The 17,045-nt window shown below is 53.9% G+C and carries 20 protein-coding genes and 1 tRNA gene; 9 read left to right on the top strand and 12 right to left on the bottom strand.

Annotation, left to right across the window (positions count from 1 at the left end; all coding sequences use genetic code 11):
- Positions 1-9 precede the first annotated feature (9 nt).
- Entirely contained in the window at positions 10-894 is an 885-nt protein-coding gene (rapZ, locus tag EXZ61_RS04875; protein WP_142809569.1) for an RNase adapter RapZ, read from the top strand.
- Here rapZ and mutY read toward each other — a convergent pair.
- The 3 genes from mutY to mutM are packed head-to-tail and all read right to left on the bottom strand — an operon-like array spanning position 891 to position 4,759.
- A complete protein-coding gene (mutY, locus tag EXZ61_RS04870; protein WP_142814107.1) occupies positions 891-1,937 on the bottom strand; it encodes an A/G-specific adenine glycosylase in 1,047 nt (348 codons plus the stop codon). The genes rapZ and mutY overlap by 4 nt on opposite strands.
- A gap of 8 nt (positions 1,938-1,945) precedes the next feature.
- Positions 1,946-3,895: a dynamin family protein gene (locus EXZ61_RS04865; RefSeq protein ID WP_142809567.1), complete on the bottom strand. Its 1,950-nt coding sequence runs from the start codon at positions 3,893-3,895 to the stop codon at positions 1,946-1,948.
- A gap of 48 nt (positions 3,896-3,943) precedes the next feature.
- The gene (mutM, locus tag EXZ61_RS04860; protein ID WP_142809565.1) at positions 3,944-4,759 is read right to left on the bottom strand and encodes a bifunctional DNA-formamidopyrimidine glycosylase/DNA-(apurinic or apyrimidinic site) lyase; all 816 of its coding nucleotides are present in this window, start codon (positions 4,757-4,759) and stop codon (positions 3,944-3,946) included.
- A gap of 38 nt (positions 4,760-4,797) precedes the next feature.
- Here mutM and EXZ61_RS04855 point away from each other — a divergent pair, with 38 nt between their 5' ends.
- The 8 genes from EXZ61_RS04855 to EXZ61_RS04820 all read left to right on the top strand — a co-directional run bounded on the left by EXZ61_RS04855 (position 4,798) and on the right by EXZ61_RS04820 (position 11,013).
- Positions 4,798-6,522, top strand: a complete 1,725-nt coding sequence (locus tag EXZ61_RS04855) for a tetratricopeptide repeat protein (RefSeq protein ID WP_142809563.1) — start codon at positions 4,798-4,800, stop codon at positions 6,520-6,522.
- Between the two features lie 5 nt (positions 6,523-6,527).
- Positions 6,528-7,031: an outer membrane lipoprotein LolB gene (locus tag EXZ61_RS04850; protein WP_142809561.1), complete on the top strand. Its 504-nt coding sequence runs from the start codon at positions 6,528-6,530 to the stop codon at positions 7,029-7,031.
- Positions 7,032-7,059: 28 nt separating this feature from the next.
- Complete coding sequence (ispE, locus tag EXZ61_RS04845) at positions 7,060-7,908, top strand: 4-(cytidine 5'-diphospho)-2-C-methyl-D-erythritol kinase (protein ID WP_142809560.1); 849 nt, start codon at positions 7,060-7,062, stop codon at positions 7,906-7,908.
- A 29-nt stretch (positions 7,909-7,937) separates the two neighbouring features.
- A tRNA-Gln gene (locus tag EXZ61_RS04840) sits at positions 7,938-8,014 on the top strand.
- Positions 8,015-8,091: 77 nt separating this feature from the next.
- Positions 8,092-9,069 (top strand): ribose-phosphate pyrophosphokinase, encoded by a 978-nt coding sequence (locus tag EXZ61_RS04835; protein WP_142809557.1) that lies wholly within the window; start codon positions 8,092-8,094, stop codon positions 9,067-9,069.
- 93 nt (positions 9,070-9,162) lie between these two features.
- On the top strand, positions 9,163-9,801 hold the full coding sequence (locus EXZ61_RS04830; RefSeq protein ID WP_142809554.1) for a 50S ribosomal protein L25/general stress protein Ctc: 639 nt from the start codon (positions 9,163-9,165) through the stop codon (positions 9,799-9,801).
- A gap of 112 nt (positions 9,802-9,913) precedes the next feature.
- Entirely contained in the window at positions 9,914-10,579 is a 666-nt protein-coding gene (pth, locus tag EXZ61_RS04825; RefSeq protein WP_142809552.1) for an aminoacyl-tRNA hydrolase, read from the top strand.
- The gene (locus tag EXZ61_RS04820) at positions 10,576-11,013 is read left to right on the top strand and encodes a hypothetical protein (protein WP_142809550.1); all 438 of its coding nucleotides are present in this window, start codon (positions 10,576-10,578) and stop codon (positions 11,011-11,013) included. Before pth ends, EXZ61_RS04820 begins: the two co-directional genes overlap by 4 nt.
- Before the next feature lie 29 nt (positions 11,014-11,042).
- Here EXZ61_RS04820 and EXZ61_RS04815 read toward each other — a convergent pair whose 3' ends face one another.
- The 9 genes from EXZ61_RS04815 to EXZ61_RS04775 form a co-directional block, all read right to left on the bottom strand.
- Positions 11,043-11,315, bottom strand: a complete 273-nt coding sequence (locus EXZ61_RS04815) for a YfhL family 4Fe-4S dicluster ferredoxin (protein ID WP_142809548.1) — start codon at positions 11,313-11,315, stop codon at positions 11,043-11,045.
- A 115-nt stretch (positions 11,316-11,430) separates the two neighbouring features.
- Positions 11,431-11,865 carry a universal stress protein gene (locus tag EXZ61_RS04810; protein ID WP_142809546.1) on the bottom strand — a complete coding sequence of 145 codons (435 nt, stop codon included), beginning with the start codon at positions 11,863-11,865 and terminating at the stop codon, positions 11,431-11,433.
- Positions 11,862-12,380 carry a pantetheine-phosphate adenylyltransferase gene (coaD, locus tag EXZ61_RS04805; protein ID WP_142809544.1) on the bottom strand — a complete coding sequence of 173 codons (519 nt, stop codon included), beginning with the start codon at positions 12,378-12,380 and terminating at the stop codon, positions 11,862-11,864. The genes EXZ61_RS04810 and coaD overlap by 4 nt, the downstream gene beginning before the upstream one ends.
- A gap of 12 nt (positions 12,381-12,392) precedes the next feature.
- Positions 12,393-13,025, bottom strand: coding sequence for a 16S rRNA (guanine(966)-N(2))-methyltransferase RsmD (rsmD, locus tag EXZ61_RS04800; protein WP_142809542.1), 633 nt, complete (start codon positions 13,023-13,025; stop codon positions 12,393-12,395).
- 78 nt (positions 13,026-13,103) lie between these two features.
- On the bottom strand, positions 13,104-13,484 hold the full coding sequence (locus tag EXZ61_RS04795; protein WP_142809540.1) for a hypothetical protein: 381 nt from the start codon (positions 13,482-13,484) through the stop codon (positions 13,104-13,106).
- 29 nt (positions 13,485-13,513) lie between these two features.
- Positions 13,514-14,830: a histidinol dehydrogenase gene (hisD, locus tag EXZ61_RS04790; protein ID WP_142809538.1), complete on the bottom strand. Its 1,317-nt coding sequence runs from the start codon at positions 14,828-14,830 to the stop codon at positions 13,514-13,516.
- A gap of 8 nt (positions 14,831-14,838) precedes the next feature.
- Positions 14,839-15,483 (bottom strand): ATP phosphoribosyltransferase, encoded by a 645-nt coding sequence (gene hisG, locus EXZ61_RS04785; protein WP_142814106.1) that lies wholly within the window; start codon positions 15,481-15,483, stop codon positions 14,839-14,841.
- 33 nt (positions 15,484-15,516) lie between these two features.
- On the bottom strand, positions 15,517-16,782 hold the full coding sequence (murA, locus tag EXZ61_RS04780; protein WP_142809536.1) for a UDP-N-acetylglucosamine 1-carboxyvinyltransferase: 1,266 nt from the start codon (positions 16,780-16,782) through the stop codon (positions 15,517-15,519).
- 12 nt (positions 16,783-16,794) lie between these two features.
- On the bottom strand, positions 16,795-17,040 hold the full coding sequence (locus EXZ61_RS04775) for a BolA family protein (RefSeq protein ID WP_142809534.1): 246 nt from the start codon (positions 17,038-17,040) through the stop codon (positions 16,795-16,797).
- Positions 17,041-17,045 lie beyond the last annotated feature (5 nt).

The following is a 17,045-nucleotide window of genomic DNA, read 5'->3' as shown; positions in this document are numbered from 1 at the left end:
TAAAGGGGTATGTCGATGGAGATCGTGCTGATCACGGGAATGTCTGGCTCGGGCAAATCGGTCGCCCTGCACGCCCTCGAAGACGCAGGCTTTTACTGTGTGGACAATCTGCCACCCGAGCTCTTGATGCCGTTTGTTGAACTTGAGCGGCAACATCAAGTCAGACACTTGGCCATTGCCATGGATGTACGCAGTGCGACTTCCCTCCCCATCGTTCCCAAGCAGCTTGAGGCCCTGCGGGCACAAGGTGTGGTGGTTAAGCTCATTTTTCTAGACGCGGCTACCGAAACTCTAGTCCGCCGGTACTCAGAGACACGGCGCAAGCACCCACTCTCGCAGGTGGACACGCGGATGCCTCAAGACGATGATCGGCGCGCGCTGATGGACGCGATAGAGCTGGAGCGTGAGCTTTTGGCTGTGCTGCGCGAACAGGCCCATGTCATTGACTCCAGCATCATTCGCGCGGCGCAACTGCAAGGCTATGTCAAAACACTGATTGCGACCCCGGGAGACCAATTAACGTTGGTATTTGAGTCCTTTGCGTTTAAACGCGGTGTGCCCACCGACGCCGACTATGTATTTGATGTTCGCATGCTGCCGAACCCCCATTACGAGGCCGAACTCAAGCGCCTGACGGGCAAAGACCCTGCCGTTGCCGACTACTTACGTGCGCAAACCGAAGTAGGCGTCATGCAGCAGCACATTGCCCAGTTCTTGGAGCACTGGTTGGGCGCTATTGCCAAAGACCATCGCAGCTACGTCACCGTGGCCATTGGCTGTACGGGCGGTCAGCACAGGTCTGTGTATTTGGTGGAGCAGTTGGCTGCTCAATTTGAGACGCAGTGGGTCACACTAAAACGCCACCGTGAAATGGACGCTTTGCAGGTGCATTAGCTTGCCAGCGGTGACAGCAGTTTGCGGATGGGGGCCGGCAGGCCCATGGCCTCCCAGGTGTCTCGCGCCATCCATTGGCTGTCTTGGGGTTTCCAGTCTGGCTGAGCCACAGTTAAAGACCATGGGTGCATGTGCAAATCTTTATGGGTCAGCACATGGGTGAACACGGGCGCTGGATGCAGTTGCCGTTGCAAATGCTCCGGCACCGCTGCCAATAGCTCGGCTTCACTGTCAAACAGAGGAAGGCAATACAAACCCGCCCACACGCCCGGTGTCGGCCGCTGAGAGAGTGCCACCGCCATGTCCGCCGTGTGCACCCAGAGCAGCCAAAGCGACTGCGTTGAGCGCTTTAGTTTACGTGTGCGAACGGGATAAACCTCTGGGTTTCCAGCTTTGGCCGCCATGCAAAACCGGTTGACCGGGCAGAGCAAACACTGCGGTTTTTTGGGGGTGCACACTGTTGCACCCAAATCCATCATGCCTTGGGTATAGCGGGGCATGGCTTGGGCATTTTCGGCTTGCGCTGGCAACAGCGTCTCCGCTAGGTCCCACAGCGTGCGTTCGTTGCGCGCCGAGGCTAGGTCCGAATCAAACCCGAGCGCGCGGGTCAGCACGCGCTTGACATTGGCGTCCATGATGGCAACACGCTCGCCAAAACACAAAGAAGCAATGGCCGCCGCCGTAGAACGCCCGATGCCGGGCAACGTGACGAGGACAGCGGCGGAACTTGGAAAACTACCGCCATGCAGGTGCATCACGTCTTGGGCGCAACGGTGCAGATTTCTGGCCCGGCTGTAGTAGCCAAGGCCACTCCACAAGCCCAACACCTCGTCCAAACTGGCTTCGGCCAATGTTTGCACCGTGGGGAATCGCGCCAAAAACCGTGCAAAGTAGTCCTTGACGGTGACCACTTGGGTCTGCTGCAGCATGATCTCTGACAACCACACCCGGTAGGGGTCTTGGGTGTTCTGCCAAGGCAAGCTGTTTCGACCATGCACAGCTTGCCATGCCACCACTGCGCTGGCGAACACACCCGACTCCATAGGCGTACTCAAGCTGAGGGGGCCAATTGCCTTGCACTGTCGTGTGCGGCAATTAAGTAAGACGTTAGCTCAGTGAGTTTGACGTCTAGTTGACTCAGGGTATGGACCTGCTGGTCAATTTCAACAATGCGATCTTCCAAACCACCGGAGGCTTGCTGAATCCGGTCAATAGCCTCGATGCGGCGCGTGAAATTGCGCCGACGTTCGCGCATTTGGGCATCGAGTTGTGCTGCGGCCGTTTTGCTCCACAGCTCAACTTCAGCCAGAGCTGACTCGTGCACGCTGCGCACACGGGTAGAGAGTGCGCGGACCAATCGGTCAGAAAACTCCACCTGAGCCAGCTTAAAGGCATTACCCACGCCCAAGTACTGCAAATGGTTGCGTTCGATCATGTCTAACTCTGCAATGACCCCCGAGACTTGGGGCTCACTAGGTGCTTGCAAAGACAAGCCGTACTCCGCATTGAGCTGGCGAAATGAGGCATTCAACATCGATTGAATTTCAGCAACGATGCTCTGCACCGTCTTGAGATTGGCACGCAGCTTCTCAAAAGTATCCCCATAGGCTTTCTTGGCGCCAATTTTGAGGCCCTTTTGAGTCAGCACGATGGTCAACTCGGCCATTTCTCGTTTCAGCACGCTGGACCCTAGAAGCAGAAAAACTTCTCGCAAGAGTTTCAAGTGCACAGACCGAACCGCATGAATCTTCGCACCGCCCACGTCGAACTCGCTTTGCTCGTCAGCAATGCGTGCGCGCATGTTTTTGATGACGGTGGCATTTTTCCCTTGCAAGCCTTTGAGCTCCAAGGTCTGCTCGTTCAAATCACGCTTGCGAATGTTGATAACCCGGCCTGTTTCTTGGCGCAAAGCCTTGATGCCATCCGCCATCGCTTGACTCAAGATTTTTTGCCTGCGCCCCATGATGCCATTGCCAAGTGCATCCTCCAGCTGAAGCAAACAACTCTGTTGCAAAAGCTCATCGTCTTTGGTGACTTTGGCAACCAATCCTTTTTGTGCCGACACTGCGATGACATGGTCCTGCGCGATTTCCAGAATCTGTGCAGTGGATGCCTTTTGACGCTCAATTTCAGAGTCAATTTGCTGCGGGGTGCTAAGCGCATCCCACATAGTGTCGATCTTGTTAAGCACCACCAAGCGTGTATCCGCCTCGCTAGATTCGGTGATCAAATGCTCACGCCAAATAGACAAATCGGATTTGGTAACTCCGGTGTCTGCTCCCAAAATAAAGACCACGGCATGTGCCTGGGGAATGAGGCTGACCGTCAACTCTGGTTCAGCGCCAATGGCATTCAAGCCCGGGGTATCCAAAATCACCAACCCTTGCTTTAACAAAGGGTGCGCAATGTTGATCAACGCATGACGCCAACGCGGAACTTCCACCATGCCGTGAGCGTCCACCATGGGGTTGTCTTGTGGCGACTGGTTATGCCAAAACCCAAGCGAGCGCGCTTCGTCTTGGGTAACCTTGATTGTCTCTGCCACTTTCTCAAGCGACTTTGCTAAATGCTGTGGATTATTGACATCCAAGTCAAAGCGCACCCATTTTTCCGGGGCCATTCGCCACTCCATGAGTGCCTGTGGCTGCAAACGTGTTTCTATCGGTAAAAGTCGTAAACAGGGTGGTACATCTGCGTCGTAACCCATTTCTGTGGGGCACATCGTCGTGCGCCCAGCGCTGGCGGGCATGATGCGACGGCCATATCCGGCAAAAAACACCGCATTAATCATCTCGGATTTGCCGCGCGAAAACTCCGCCACAAACGCAACCATTACCTTATCGGAGCGCACCTGGGTTTCCAAACGGCGCAACCGCTCTTCCACGCCTGCGTCCAGCAGATCGTGGTCCTTCATCCACTCAGCTAGCAGCTTTAGACGGAGCGCAAACTCGCGCCGCCAAGTGCCGAGTTGGTCAAATTGTTCGTTGAATGATGTAGCCAAGAGTCCCCCACGGAATCCTTCAATATAGCATTCCGCCCCGTTTGGGCCTCATCGCTTTTGGCAAGTGGGGCAAAAATAGGTGGAGCGTTGACCTTGACGAATCATCCGAACCTCTGAGTTGCAGACCTTGCACGGCAAGCCTTGGCGTCCGTACACCATAGTTTCGTGCTGGAAGTGCCCTAAATCGCCGTGTGCGTTTGAAAAGTCTTTCAGAGTTGTGCCCCCTAGCTCGACTGCCCGCGCTAACACCTGTTGAATCGCATGGTGCAAGCGCAAGACTTTGGGTCGACTGAGTGTCGAAGCTTTTGTACTGGGCCGTATACCTGCCATAAACAAAACTTCAGAAGCGTAGATATTGCCAACCCCGACCACAAGGTCACCAGCCAACAGTACTTGCTTAATGGGCGAATTGCGGCGCTTGAGTCCGCCCACAAAGTCTGACGAGAGGAAACCATCACCCAAAGGCTCCATACCCAATTTGCCAAGAAGCTTCTGCGCGATGGGCGCTGACTCGGCATCTGCGTACACCACCGCGCCAAATCGGCGTGGGTCATGCAAGCGCAAAGTGCCCTGGTCTGTGAGCAGCTCAAAATGGTCATGAGGTCCGCGTGCCGGCAGTGTGGTTGCAAATGACAGACTGCCAGACATACCCAAATGCACAAGCAGTAGCCCATGCTCCAAGTCAAACAACAAGTATTTGCCACGCCTGCGCACGCCGAGGATTCGCCGCCCAATCAAATCGTCGGTGGGGCAATTCAACGGCCAGCGAAGTGGTTTCCCCAAGTAAAGGGCCTGCACCTTGGCGCCACGAATACCTGCAACCAGGGTCAAGCGAGTGACTTCAACTTCAGGTAATTCGGGCATGCAGTGTGTCGTCCATGTAGTTGGATTATTATGGCTTGATGTACAGAATCAAACGCCTGATGGGCTTCACACTGGGGCTGCTTGTAGCCAGCTGCGCCTATGCGCAAGCTCTGCAGAAACCACCAGAAGTCAAGAACTCAAATTTGAGCGCCGTTCTATTCCACCAGCTCTTGGTGAGCGAGTTGAGCGCAGAGAGTGGAGACATTGATTCGGCTTTTTCATTAATGCTGGATGCGGCCCGCCGCGCCAACTCTGAACAGTTGTATGAGCGCGCGGTTGGCTTATCGCTTAGTGCGCGCAATGGCCCGTCCGCGCTTATGGCGTCGCAGGCATGGGCCAAAGCGTTTCCTGCCTCCCGCGAAGCCAATCGCTATGTCATTCAGATTCTGATTGGACTGAACCGTATTCCAGAAGCACTAGAGCCACTCAAAAAAGAGGTTGCAGTTGCGTCCGTGCGCGACAAGCTAGTCGCCATCGCGCTGATACCTCGCTACTTCGCACGTGCGACGGATAAGAAAGCTGCGACCACTACCGTGGAGCAAGCACTGCAATCCGAGCTGAGCCATGTGGAAACCGGCCCTTTAGCTTGGGCGGTTATAGGACAAATGCGTTTGATAGCGTCTGACTCAGAGGGCGCGTTGCAGGCAGCCAAAAATGCAGCGAAGCTCAACCCAATGTCCGAAGAGCCTGCTGCCTTGGCTCTGAATCTGATCAGCCCGGATAGGCCCGCCGCTGAGGCCATCGTAAAAACCTACTTGGCAGGAAGCCCGACTGCAGACATGCGCATGGCCTACACACGGAAACTGTTGGATGCGCAGCGTTACCCGGACGCATACGCGCAAATGCTGTTGCTTACTGGCAAACATCCGGACTATGGGGACGGGTGGCTTGTACGTGGATCGCTTGAATTGCAAGACAAACGCCATACCCAGGCGGAAGCATCACTGAAGAAGTACGTCGATTTACTTATCCCAACTCTCAAAGGAACAGAGGAAACACCTCGCGGCTTGGTTCAGGCCTACCTTTTGTTGGCGGAAATCGAGGAGCGCAAGCAACAGTACGATGCAGGGCTCCAGTTCTTGCAAAAAATCAAGAGTAGCCAAGACATCGCTCGAATTCAGACGCGCAAAGCAAGCTTACTTGCGCGGCAAGGCAAAGTGGATGAGGCACGCGCTCTAATTCGCAATCTACCCGAGTCACAGCCGGAAGACGCACGAATGAAGCTCAATGCGGAAGTCCAACTATTGCGGGACCACAAGCGCTTTCAAGAAGCGCATCAGTTGCTTGGCGATGCGTTGGCACGCTTCCCCGGAGATACTGATTTGGCCTACGACAAGGCAATGGTTGCGGAAAAGATAGGTGCGCTGGACGAAATGGAGCGCCTACTTCGTGGCGTAATTGCCGCAAAGCCGGACGCCCACTATGCGTACAACGCCCTAGGCTATTCGCTTGCAGACAGAAACATACGACTGCCAGAAGCCATTGCACTCATCAAAAAAGCCTTAGCGTTTGCGCCACTTGATCCCTACATCGTAGACAGCTTAGCTTGGGCCGAGTTTAGAAGCGGGCGCTCTCAGGAAGCATTGAGACTGCTGCGGCAAGCGTTTGCCGCAAAACCGGACGCTGAAATTGCCGCGCATTTAGGTGAAGTTTTGTGGAGCATGGGGCAACAAACTGAGGCCCAAGAGGTGTGGACAAAGGGCCTTGGCTTGAATGCCGAGAATGAGACTTTGCTCGAAACCATGAAGCGACTGAAGCCCTAGAGCTTATGCGCACGATCTCACGCGCGTTGGCTTGCACCTGTATTCTGTGGGTGACTGTGCTTCTATCAGGCTGCGCCAGCACCGCAACAAACAAGCTTAAAACAAGCACCGACACGCCGTACTGGCAAGGGCGCTTGTCGCTCACCGTGCACAACACGCCCCCGACGTCTCTAACAGCCGATTTTGAGTTGGAAGGCAACAAAGACAAAGGCGCACTGCGGCTGAACTCGCCCCTGGGCAACGTACTGGCTGCGTTGAATTGGTCGCCAGCAGGAGCGCAGCTAACTGCGCAGGGATCGACCCAACAGTTTGACTCTTTGGAGGCGTTGGTTCTGCATGCAACAGGGACCCCTTTGCCCGTGGCCCAACTGTTTGACTGGGTGCAGGGTTTAGACACTTCTGCCGAAGGATGGCAAACAGACCTGAGCAACTACCAAAACATGCGTATTCAAGCCAGACGCGTGATCGCCACCACCGCTGAACTAAAGATAATCCTAAGCTCTGACTAATCCCTTATCGCAGTAACAACGCACGTTCATGCAGTCGCTTTACGACATTCCCGCCCCCGCCAAACTCAATTTGTTTTTACACATCACAGGGCGGCGCGCAGATGGCTATCACCTGCTGCAATCAGTCTTTATGCTAATCGACTGGAGCGACACGCTGCACATCGATGTGAGAGCGGATGGCCACATTAGCCGAGAAGACTTAAGCTCGCCTTTGCCAGCAGATGACTTAATCATTCGCGCTGCCAAAGCTTTGCAGCAACACAGCCATTGCCCCTTGGGCGCCCATATCGGCATAGAAAAATCTATACCCGCCCAAGCGGGCATGGGCGGTGGATCGTCTGATGCTGCGTCCACCCTTTTGGCATTGAACAAGCTATGGGGTTTAGATCTCCCACTTTCAACATTGCACCAAATTGGCCTGTCCCTTGGTGCCGACATACCCTTCTTTTTGCATGGCACCCATGCTTGGGTAGAAGGCATTGGCGAGCAATTGACATCCATCGACCTACCCAACGGGCAGTTTGCAGTGGCGAAGCCAGAGGAAGGACTAGAGACTCAAAAAATTTTTTCAGATTGTTCTTTGAAACGCGATACAGAGCCTGCTATAATTTCAGGCTTCGCTGCAGATGCTTTTGGCTACGGCCAGAATGACTTGCAGGCCGTAGCCGAAAAGCTGTGTCCGAGCATTACACGAACAATTTCGTGGCTAGCCTCCAAGGGCTTAAATGCAAAGATGACTGGGTCTGGAAGTGCTGTATTTGCACATTCATTGAGCGAAGTTGACTTGTGTGGCGCGCCAAGCGGGACGCAAGCGAGAATTTGTAATGTATTGGAAGTTCATCCTTTATATGGATGGGCAACCAGAGATGGTTTATAGGTGGGTAGCTGTTAGCTGCCAACCCGTGTAGGGGAATCGCCAAGTTGGTTAAGGCACTGGATTTTGATTCCAGCATGCGAAGGTTCGAATCCTTCTTCCCCTGCCAAATCTGTTAGCCGGAAGGTGCCGGAAACAGCACTTGCATAGTACAGGCATAAACCCACTCTCTTCGCTGGAACTCACATGCAGGCACCTACCCCCCCTGATTTCATGGTTTTCACTGGCAATGCCAATCCTGGCATGGCGGCAGATATTGCACGTCATCTTGGAATTTCATTGGGTTCTGCGACTGTCGGCCGTTTTTCCGATGGGGAAGTTACCGTCGAGATCAACCAGAACGTGCGGGCACGGGATGTGTTTGTGGTGCAAAGTACATGTGCGCCGACCAATGAAAACCTCATGGAACTGCTCATCATGGTGGACGCACTGAAGCGTGCATCCGCAGAGCGGATCAGCGCAGTGATTCCCTATTTCGGATACGCGCGCCAAGACCGTAGGCCTCGTTCAAGCCGTGTCCCCATTACCGCAAAAGTAGTGGCGAATATGCTTCAAACTGTGGGTGTTGCTCGTGTTTTGACCATGGATTTGCATGCGGACCAAATCCAAGGATTTTTCGACATTCCCGTAGATAACATCTATGCGTCTCCCGTATTGCTGGGAGATCTACGTCAAAAGAACTACGAAGATTTGATCGTTGTTTCTCCTGATGTTGGCGGTGTTGTGCGTGCACGAGCTTTAGCCAAGCAACTAGGATGTGACTTGGCCATTATTGACAAGCGCCGTCCACGGGCTAACGTCAGTGAAGTCATGCACGTGATCGGCGAAATTGAAGGTCGCAACTGCGTGATCATGGATGACATGATTGACACTGCTGGAACATTGGTTAAGGCAGCTGAAGTCCTGAAAGAGCGTGGCGCTAAGAAGGTTTATGCGTATTGCACACACCCTATTTTTTCCGGCCCCGCCATAGAGCGCATCGCTAACGGCGGTGCATTGGATGAGGTTGTCGTAACCAATACGATTCCTCTCAGCAGTGCTGCCATCGCATGCAGCAAAATTCGCCAACTTACCGTGGCTCCGTTGATTGGTGAAACCATACAACGCATTGCCAAGGGTGAGTCTGTGATGAGTTTGTTCTCAGACCAGGACAATTTGTTCTGATCGAGACCAAAAGTTGACGTCGCATTTGTGTAAGTCGGCGTCTTTTTAAACCGGAGTCACACTGGTCGCGGTGGACTCCTTCTGGAGTAAGTTATGAAATTTGTCGCTTTTGAGCGCGCTAAGCAGGGCACGGGTGCGAGCCGCCGTCTCCGCATTTCCGGCCGTACACCCGGTATCGTCTATGGTGGTTCTGCCGAACCTTTGGCCATTGAAATCGACCACAATGCTTTGTGGCACGCCCTCAAGAAGGAAGCGTTCCACGCGTCCGTATTGGACATGGAACTGAATGGTGTTGACAGCAAGGTTCTGCTGCGCAACGTGCAAATGCACCCCTTCAAACAACTGATTTTGCACATCGACTTCCAACGCGTCGATGCGAACACCAAGCTGCACATGAAAGTGCCATTGCATTACAGCGGCGAAGAAAACTCCCCCGCAGTGAAGACAGACAACTGCTTGGCTAACCACGTCGTCACCGAAATCGAAGTGTTGTGCTTGCCCACAGACTTGCCAGAATTCGTGGCTGTGGACCTGAGCGGACTAAAGAAGGGGGCTTCTTTGCACTTGGCCAACATCACTCTGCCAAAGGGCGTGACAGCCGTATCCCGCGGTGGCAACAAGAACCCCGTGTTGGTGTCTGTTGTGCCGTTGGCCGTTGAAGTCGCTGCACCTGTGGAAGCCGCACCTGCTGGCAAGGCCGGCGCTAAGGGTGGTAAAGCTGCCAAGAAGTAATCTGCGCTAGCGGATGGTAAAACGGCCCACCTAGGTGGGCCGTTTTCATTGGTGCCTTGGGAAAATGGCATAACATCTTACGCGTGATGTCAGTGTCTACATTTCATTTCACATGATTAAATTATTGGTTGGCTTAGGTAACCCTGGTCCCGAGTATGAAGAGACACGCCATAACGCGGGCTTCTGGTGGCTTCACACTGCGGCGCAGCAGCTCAAGGTAACTTTACAACCAGAAAAGGGCTACTACGGTTTGGCCGGAAGGACCATGGTACAAGGCCAACCGGTTTGGCTCTTGGCGCCCCAGACCTTTATGAATCTCTCGGGTAAATCAGTCGCTGCCTTGGCCAAATTTTTCAAGATTGCTCCAGACGAAGTTTTGGTGGTTCATGATGAGCTTGACATTGCGCCAGGGGAAGCCAAACTAAAGCTAGGTGGCAGCCATGCTGGCCACAATGGTCTACGCGATATCCACGCGCAGCTCGGCACCGATGCCTATTGGCGTTTACGCCTAGGAGTAGGACACCCGGGCGTTAAGGCGGAAGTGGTCCACTGGGTACTGAAAAAGCCCAGCCTAGACCACCGCATTGCCATTGCGCAGTGTATTGATCGCACTGTGTTGGCGCTTCCAGACCTCTTAGCTGGGGACATAGCCAAAGCAACATTGAAGATTCACACCAGCAAACCCGCTCGGCCTAAGCCCCCTAGGCAGACCCTGCCTGCGGTGCCCGCAGCCGCTGCCCAAGAAGTGGTTGAGACCACCAGCAAAAACCCAACATGACGGTTAACAGCATCGTGGGGTCGAACTCAATGTGCAAAACATTCGCTATGTTTTTTATAGCTTGTAGCGCTTATTCTACAAGCGCCGTGGCCACAAATGTGTATAAGTGCGGTAACGCTTACAGTGAATTGCCTTGCCCCGGTAGTGAACTCGTAGAAGCAAAAGATGCGCGCACGCCCGAACAAGCTAGACATGCACAAGTCGCTACCGAAAAAAACTGGATACAAGCCCAGAGCTTAGAGAAAAAGCGCTTGGCGGAAGAAGCTTTATCTGAAAAACCGGAACAAACTTCCGGTAATGCCAAAGCCAAGGCGAAAAGCGGGTCTAAGGACAAGCTAAAAGGCACCAAGGCAAAGGCAAAAACAAATAAAAAGAACGCTCCGGAGTTCTTCACTGCCAGCGCCGAAAAACCACCTAAGCGCCCTAAGCCTTAACTCCCAATCAGTGACCGACTAGCCAATGCTCAAACAGATGGTGGCGACGGGGGCTGCGCTTGCTGCAAGCGGCGGTATTTTTCCCACAGGGTTTCTTTAGCCTCCACAAACTCGGGATGGATGGGTATACAAGAGACCGGACAGACCTGAACACACTGCGGTTCATCGAAATGCCCGACGCATTCTGTGCATTTGTTCGGGTCGATTTCATAGATTGCGGTGCCCATATAGATGGCCTCATTGGGGCACTCGGGCTCGCAGACGTCGCAATTGATGCATTCATCGGTAATGGTTAGTGCCATGACGAATCCATAGACCGTGAAAACGAAAAGAAATAATGGGGGCGCATAATGGGATTATCCCAGTTGACAGTACCGAGGACCAACGCAGAGCACCAAAGCCCCAACTGACGCCGCACTACTCTTGGGGTTTAACAACCACCACAGGCACGTTACTGGAGTGCAAGAGTTCATTGGACACGGAGCCCATCATGGCGCTTCTCAACGTACTGGTACCCCGCGCACCCATCACGACCATATCGCAATCAAACCGCTCAGATATCTCAATTAAGGTGTGGGCGGGGTCGCCTTTGGCCACCTCACATTCACAGTCTATGCCTGCGGCGCGCAGCAAAGCTAAGGCATCTTGCAAAGCATGCAATCCCGCTTGCGCACTTGCTCGGTCAATCGCCTCCGCGTCATGCACAAGCACTAGCTCGTACAAAGACGCGGGCTCTTGGACATTGGCAAGGATCACTGTTGCATTAAGTCCTGCTTTGACCAATCGAACCACGTAATGCACAGCTTCTAGGGCTAGTAGCGAACCATCAACAGGAAGAAGAATACGCATCATGAACTCCTAGTGGATTGGGACGGGGCCTTGGGAAACTTCTGTAGCAATGCCTGGTGAATACTCGGCGTGACAAAGTCGCCCACATTGCCCCCCAAGGCCGCGATTTCACGCACCAAGGTACTCGAAATAGCTTGGTAGCGAGCATCAGCACTGAGATAGACGGTATCAACCGCAGAGCAAAGTGTGCGGTTCATACCCGCCAACTGTGCTTCATAGTCATAGTCCGTCACCGAGCGAATACCTCTGACCATGGCACTTGCCTTGTGCTGAGATGCAAACTCGACCACCAAACCACTGAATCCGTGGACGCGTACATTGCGAAATGGTGCCAACTCCTGCGTAACAAGCGCGATACGTTCGTCAAAAGAAAACAAGGTCTTCTTGTGGTGGGCAGTTGCAACCGCCACGATCACTGTTCCAAACAGCACCGCGGCCCGCTGAATTAAATCGAGATGGCCTACCGTCAGCGGGTCGAACGTGCCCGGATAGACCGCTACTGTGTGCGCTTGTTCCATCGTCATCCTTCCTCAAACGGCACTTGTGCAGCGCAGCAAATGTGCGTGAACTGCACCGGCCTTTAGGTAACGGTGCACTGCAAGCCCAGCATTGGCAAGTCTAGATTCATCCCACAGCTCAGGGGCCTCTAAGTAGATATACCCTTCCGCGGCAACAGCTTTACCGGCTGCCTCCACTGCGGCCTCGAATACTTTGGCATCAAAGGGAGGGTCGAGAAAGATAACGTCTTGGCTTCGTGCCGACAAATGTCTCAATGCCGCCACGCCATCGCCTCGTTGTACACGCACGGCCGAAGCGCCAAGCTGCGTTTGTATGTTCGTAAGTTGGACCACCAACTCACCATCTGACTCCACCAGCAAAACTTCTTTTGCACCGCGTGACGCGGCTTCAAATCCCAAAGCACCTGTACCTGCAAATGCATCTACACAGCGTAAACCGGTGAGATCTTGTCCAAGCCAATTAAACAGTGTTTCGCGCACCCGGTCTGGCGTGGGTCGCAAACCTGGCTTATCGGCAACTTTCAACTTGGTGCGTTTCCACTGGCCACCTACGATTCGAACTTCATGGGACTGGGGACCGTTCGCTCGGCGCGGGGCCTTTGTACGCGCGCCCGGCTTCGTTTTTGTGACTTTTTTATCTTTCATGCGCGCAGCTTACCGCAAGCTGGCTGTGCCGTTAGTGGTTTCGAAAACTAAACGCTTGCCCTCAAGAAACTGAATAATTCAATGAGAGCAGGGATACACGGTGCTCAGGGCATTGAACATGACCAATTGCACCGGCATATCCGCTTCATAAACACCTTGATTGCGCTTGAGTTCGGTGTTGTACAAACTCTTCGCCATACTGGGCTCAAGCTTCCGACCTTCCAGACAAACAGCAACGAGAACCCCAGTACGAGCAGACTGCGCTTGCGCTTCTAGAACACCCTCCATCGTGCCGACCAAGTAATAGTTGACGTAGTTTTCGCCATGTGACTTGTCCGATTTTTCCAAGCCACGTAGTTCACGTATCGACATCGCGTGGGCATTGCTCGCTAGCATCAAAAAGGACAGCACAGCAAGCCCTACCAAGGACCACTTAGATTTGAATGAGGTATGCAACATGGCCTTAAGTCGGACCTATCAACCTATTCTTACACCAAGCGCATTTGCGCGGCACGTGCATGGGCTTGAAGGCCCTCGCCATAGGCAAGCTCGGCGGCAATTGGACCTAAGACCTGAGCACCCGCTGCGGTTACTTCAATCAAGCTAGAGCGCTTTTGGAAGTCATAAACGCCCAAAGGACTTGAAAAACGCGCAGTCCCGGAGGTCGGCAATACATGGTTGGGCCCCGCGCAGTAATCACCCAGGGATTCGCTGGTATAAGCACCCAAAAAAATCGCCCCTGCATGTTTAAGCAGGTGTTCCCAGCGGTGTGGGTCTTGGCTGGAGACCTCCAAATGCTCAGGTGCAATGGAATTACTGAGATCACAAGCCTCCTCCATGCTGCGGGTGAGTATCAAAGCGCCTCGCCCTGAAAGGGATTTGGCAATGATTTCAGCGCGGGGCATTTCGGGCAACAAGCGATCAATGGCCGCTTGAACCTCTGTAATGTAGGCGGGGTCTGGGCACAGCAAAATACTCTGAGCGAGCTCATCATGCTCGGCTTGGCTAAACATATCCATAGCCACCCAATCGGGTGGTGTTGTGCCGTCGGCGAGAACCAAAATTTCACTAGGTCCTGCAATCATGTCAATGCCCACCGTGCCGAACACCCGCCGCTTTGCCGCTGCAACATAGGCATTGCCAGGCCCCGTGATCTTATGAACCGCGGGGATGGTGGCGGTGCCGTAAGCCAAGGCCGCAATGGCCTGCGCACCTCCCATGGTGTAGGCGCGCGTCACCCCAGCTACGTAAGCGGCGGCAAGCACCAACAGGTTTCTCTCTCCTCTTGGAGTCGGGACGACCATGATGATTTCGCCCACACCCGCCACATGCGCAGGGATTGCGTTCATCAATACGGAAGAAGGATACGCCGCCTTGCCACCGGGCACATAGATACCCACACGGTCAATGGGAGTCACTTTTTGCCCGAGCAAAGTTCCGTCCGCATCGCGGTAACTCCAGCTCTCACCGCATGCGCGCTTCTGCGCCTCGTGGTACAAACGAACGCGATGTGCCGCAGCCTCAAGGGCACTGCGTTGGGCTGAGGGAATAGCATCGAATGCTGCTCTCAGCTCAGCTTGCGAAAGCTCTAGTTCCTGCACCGTGGCGGCAGTCAAGCCATCAAATCGCGCGGTGTACTCCAACACGGCAGCATCGCCACGGGATTGCACATCCTGCAGGATTTCAGCCACACGCGCTTCAATGGCTACATCCGTGTCAGCTGACCAATGCAATCGGGCTTGGAAATTTTGGAAAAAGTCGGCACTAGCCGTTGACAGATAAGCGGGGGAAGCTACTATTTTCATAGCGTTACTCAGGTTCCTTGGCCAATCGCGCCAGCGAATGCATCAATGATCTTCCGAATGGGGTCTTGTTTGAGCTTGAGTGCGGCTTGATTCACCACCAAGCGCGAGCTGATTTCCATAATGGGCTCTACTTCCACCAAGTGATTCGCGCGCAAGGTGTTTCCTGTAGAGACCAAGTCAACGATGGCGTCCGCGAGTCCCACTAGCGGGGCAAGTTCCATGCTGCCGTATAGCTTGATCAAGTCCACATGCACACCTTTGGACGCAAAAAAATCACGGGCAATGGCGACATACTTCGTCGCAACCTTCAAGCGAGACCCCTGCTTCACCGCTGATACATAGTCAAAGTCTGCGCGTGCTGCCACACTGATTCGGCACTTGGCAATTTGCAAGTCCAGGGGTTGGTACAAGCCTTGGCTACCGTGCTCCAAGAGCGTATCTTTGCCAGTAATGCCTAGATCTGCCCCACCATACTGCACGTACGTTGGCACATCCGTTGCGCGCACGACCAGCACTCTCACGTGTGGCTGGTTGGTCTCCAGGATCAGCTTGCGAGACTTCTCTGGATCATCTAACACTTCAATGCCCGCTGCTTTGAGTAGGGGCACAGTTTCTTCAAAAATACGCCCTTTGGATAGGGCTAGGGTAATCATGCTGTTGCTCATGTGTGGTTCATTCATTACGGCTCAGCGAATACGCTCTATGTCCGCACCAATTCCGCGTAACTTGGATTCCATTTGATCGTAGCCACGGTCAAGGTGGTAGATACGGTCAACAACCGTTTCACCATCAGCGACCAAACCTGCGATCACCAAACTGGCAGATGCACGCAAATCAGTGGCCATCACGGTCGCCCCCGATAGTTTCTCTACCCCCTCCATCACGGACACCTTACCGTCGATCTGGATTCGCGCGCCCAGTCGCACCAATTCATTCACATGCATGAAACGATTTTCAAAAATCGTCTCTGTGACTTTGGCATGGCCATGTGAAATGCAATTCAGGGCCATAAACTGGGCTTGCATGTCGGTCGGGAAGCCCGGGTACTCGGTGGTGCGAAACGATTGCGCCTTCAAGCGTCCAGTCGCTTGGATACGTATTCCGTCGGTAACAGCGGTCACGGTAGCACCCGCATCACGCAACTTCTCAACCACGGCCTCAAGGTGTTCCACTCGCCCATGCTTGAGCACGACATCCCCGCCGGTCGCGGCCACGGCACACAAGAAAGTGCCTGTCTCAATGCGGTCTGCCACCACTTGGTGATCGCACCCATGCAGGGCGTCAACGCCTTGAATACGAATTCGACTGGTTCCATGTCCTTCAATTTGGGCCCCCATCCCAATAAGCATTTCTGCTAAATCAGGAATCTCTGGCTCTTGCGCTGCATTCTCGAGGATAGTTTCCCCTTCTGCGAGGGTTGCAGCCATAAGCAAGTTCTCCGTACCGGTGACCGTGACCATGTCGGTCGCAATTCTGGCACCTTGAAGCCGGCTTCTTCCCTTGGGAAGTTTTGCAATCATGTAGCCATGCTCGACCACGATCTCCGCACCCATGGCGGTAAGCCCTTTAAGGTGCTGATCTACCGGGCGTGAACCAATAGCACAGCCCCCAGGAAGTGACACGGTCGCCTCACCAAAACGAGCGAGTAAAGGGCCCAATGCGAGCACCGATGCACGCATGGTCTTCACCAATTCGTAAGGTGCCTCGGGAGAGCTAAGCGAACTCGCATTGATACAAACCACACCAAGCTCAGTTTGGCTGACTTGCACGCCCATGTTGCCAATCAGCTTCAGCATCGTGTTCACGTCTTGCAACCGCGGCACATTGCGCAGAGTAACAGCCTCGCGCGTCAAAAGCGCAGCACACAACTCAGGCAAGGCCGCATTCTTGGCACCTGAAATCAGAACTTGCCCCGCCAAGTTCCGCCCACCCCGAATCAATAATTTATCCATCGGTTGGCGCTCCTATTGGGCAGCAGACGTCGCCCACTCGGTGGGTGTATAGGTCTTCATGGACAAAGCATGCACTTCATCCGTTTGCATCCGATTGCCCAAAGTCGCGTACACCATTTGGTGGCGTTGAATCAAGCGCTTACCTTCGAACGAGGCGGACACTATCGTTGCGTACCAATGCCGACCGTCACCTTCAAGGTGGCAATGCTCCACAGGCAAGCCGTTGGAAATCAGGGAGGTCAGTTCTTCAGAAGTCATGGAAA

The organism is Rhodoferax aquaticus (genome assembly GCF_006974105.1).
GTDB classification, from domain to species: Bacteria; Pseudomonadota; Gammaproteobacteria; order Burkholderiales; family Burkholderiaceae_C; genus Allorhodoferax; species Allorhodoferax aquaticus_A.
The sequence above is the reverse complement of the archived record's forward strand: the minus strand, read 5'-3'. Positions and strand labels throughout refer to the sequence as shown.

Coding starts and splice junctions, on each gene's coding strand:
- rapZ (WP_142809569.1), top strand. CDS start 10: ATGTCGATGGAGATCGTGCTGATCACGGGAATGTCTGGCTCGGGCAAA.
- mutY (WP_142814107.1), bottom strand. CDS start 1,937: ATGGAGTCGGGTGTGTTCGCCAGCGCAGTGGTGGCATGGCAAGCTGTG.
- mutM (WP_142809565.1), bottom strand. CDS start 4,759: ATGCCCGAATTACCTGAAGTTGAAGTCACTCGCTTGACCCTGGTTGCA.
- EXZ61_RS04855 (WP_142809563.1), top strand. CDS start 4,798: ATGTACAGAATCAAACGCCTGATGGGCTTCACACTGGGGCTGCTTGTA.
- EXZ61_RS04850 (WP_142809561.1), top strand. CDS start 6,528: ATGCGCACGATCTCACGCGCGTTGGCTTGCACCTGTATTCTGTGGGTG.
- ispE (WP_142809560.1), top strand. CDS start 7,060: ATGCAGTCGCTTTACGACATTCCCGCCCCCGCCAAACTCAATTTGTTT.
- EXZ61_RS04835 (WP_142809557.1), top strand. CDS start 8,092: ATGCAGGCACCTACCCCCCCTGATTTCATGGTTTTCACTGGCAATGCC.
- EXZ61_RS04830 (WP_142809554.1), top strand. CDS start 9,163: ATGAAATTTGTCGCTTTTGAGCGCGCTAAGCAGGGCACGGGTGCGAGC.
- pth (WP_142809552.1), top strand. CDS start 9,914: ATGATTAAATTATTGGTTGGCTTAGGTAACCCTGGTCCCGAGTATGAA.
- EXZ61_RS04820 (WP_142809550.1), top strand. CDS start 10,576: ATGACGGTTAACAGCATCGTGGGGTCGAACTCAATGTGCAAAACATTC.
- EXZ61_RS04815 (WP_142809548.1), bottom strand. CDS start 11,315: ATGGCACTAACCATTACCGATGAATGCATCAATTGCGACGTCTGCGAG.
- EXZ61_RS04810 (WP_142809546.1), bottom strand. CDS start 11,865: ATGATGCGTATTCTTCTTCCTGTTGATGGTTCGCTACTAGCCCTAGAA.
- coaD (WP_142809544.1), bottom strand. CDS start 12,380: ATGGAACAAGCGCACACAGTAGCGGTCTATCCGGGCACGTTCGACCCG.
- rsmD (WP_142809542.1), bottom strand. CDS start 13,025: ATGAAAGATAAAAAAGTCACAAAAACGAAGCCGGGCGCGCGTACAAAG.
- EXZ61_RS04795 (WP_142809540.1), bottom strand. CDS start 13,484: ATGTTGCATACCTCATTCAAATCTAAGTGGTCCTTGGTAGGGCTTGCT.
- hisD (WP_142809538.1), bottom strand. CDS start 14,830: ATGAAAATAGTAGCTTCCCCCGCTTATCTGTCAACGGCTAGTGCCGAC.
- hisG (WP_142814106.1), bottom strand. CDS start 15,483: ATGATTACCCTAGCCCTATCCAAAGGGCGTATTTTTGAAGAAACTGTG.
- murA (WP_142809536.1), bottom strand. CDS start 16,782: ATGGATAAATTATTGATTCGGGGTGGGCGGAACTTGGCGGGGCAAGTT.
- EXZ61_RS04775 (WP_142809534.1), bottom strand. CDS start 17,040: ATGACTTCTGAAGAACTGACCTCCCTGATTTCCAACGGCTTGCCTGTG.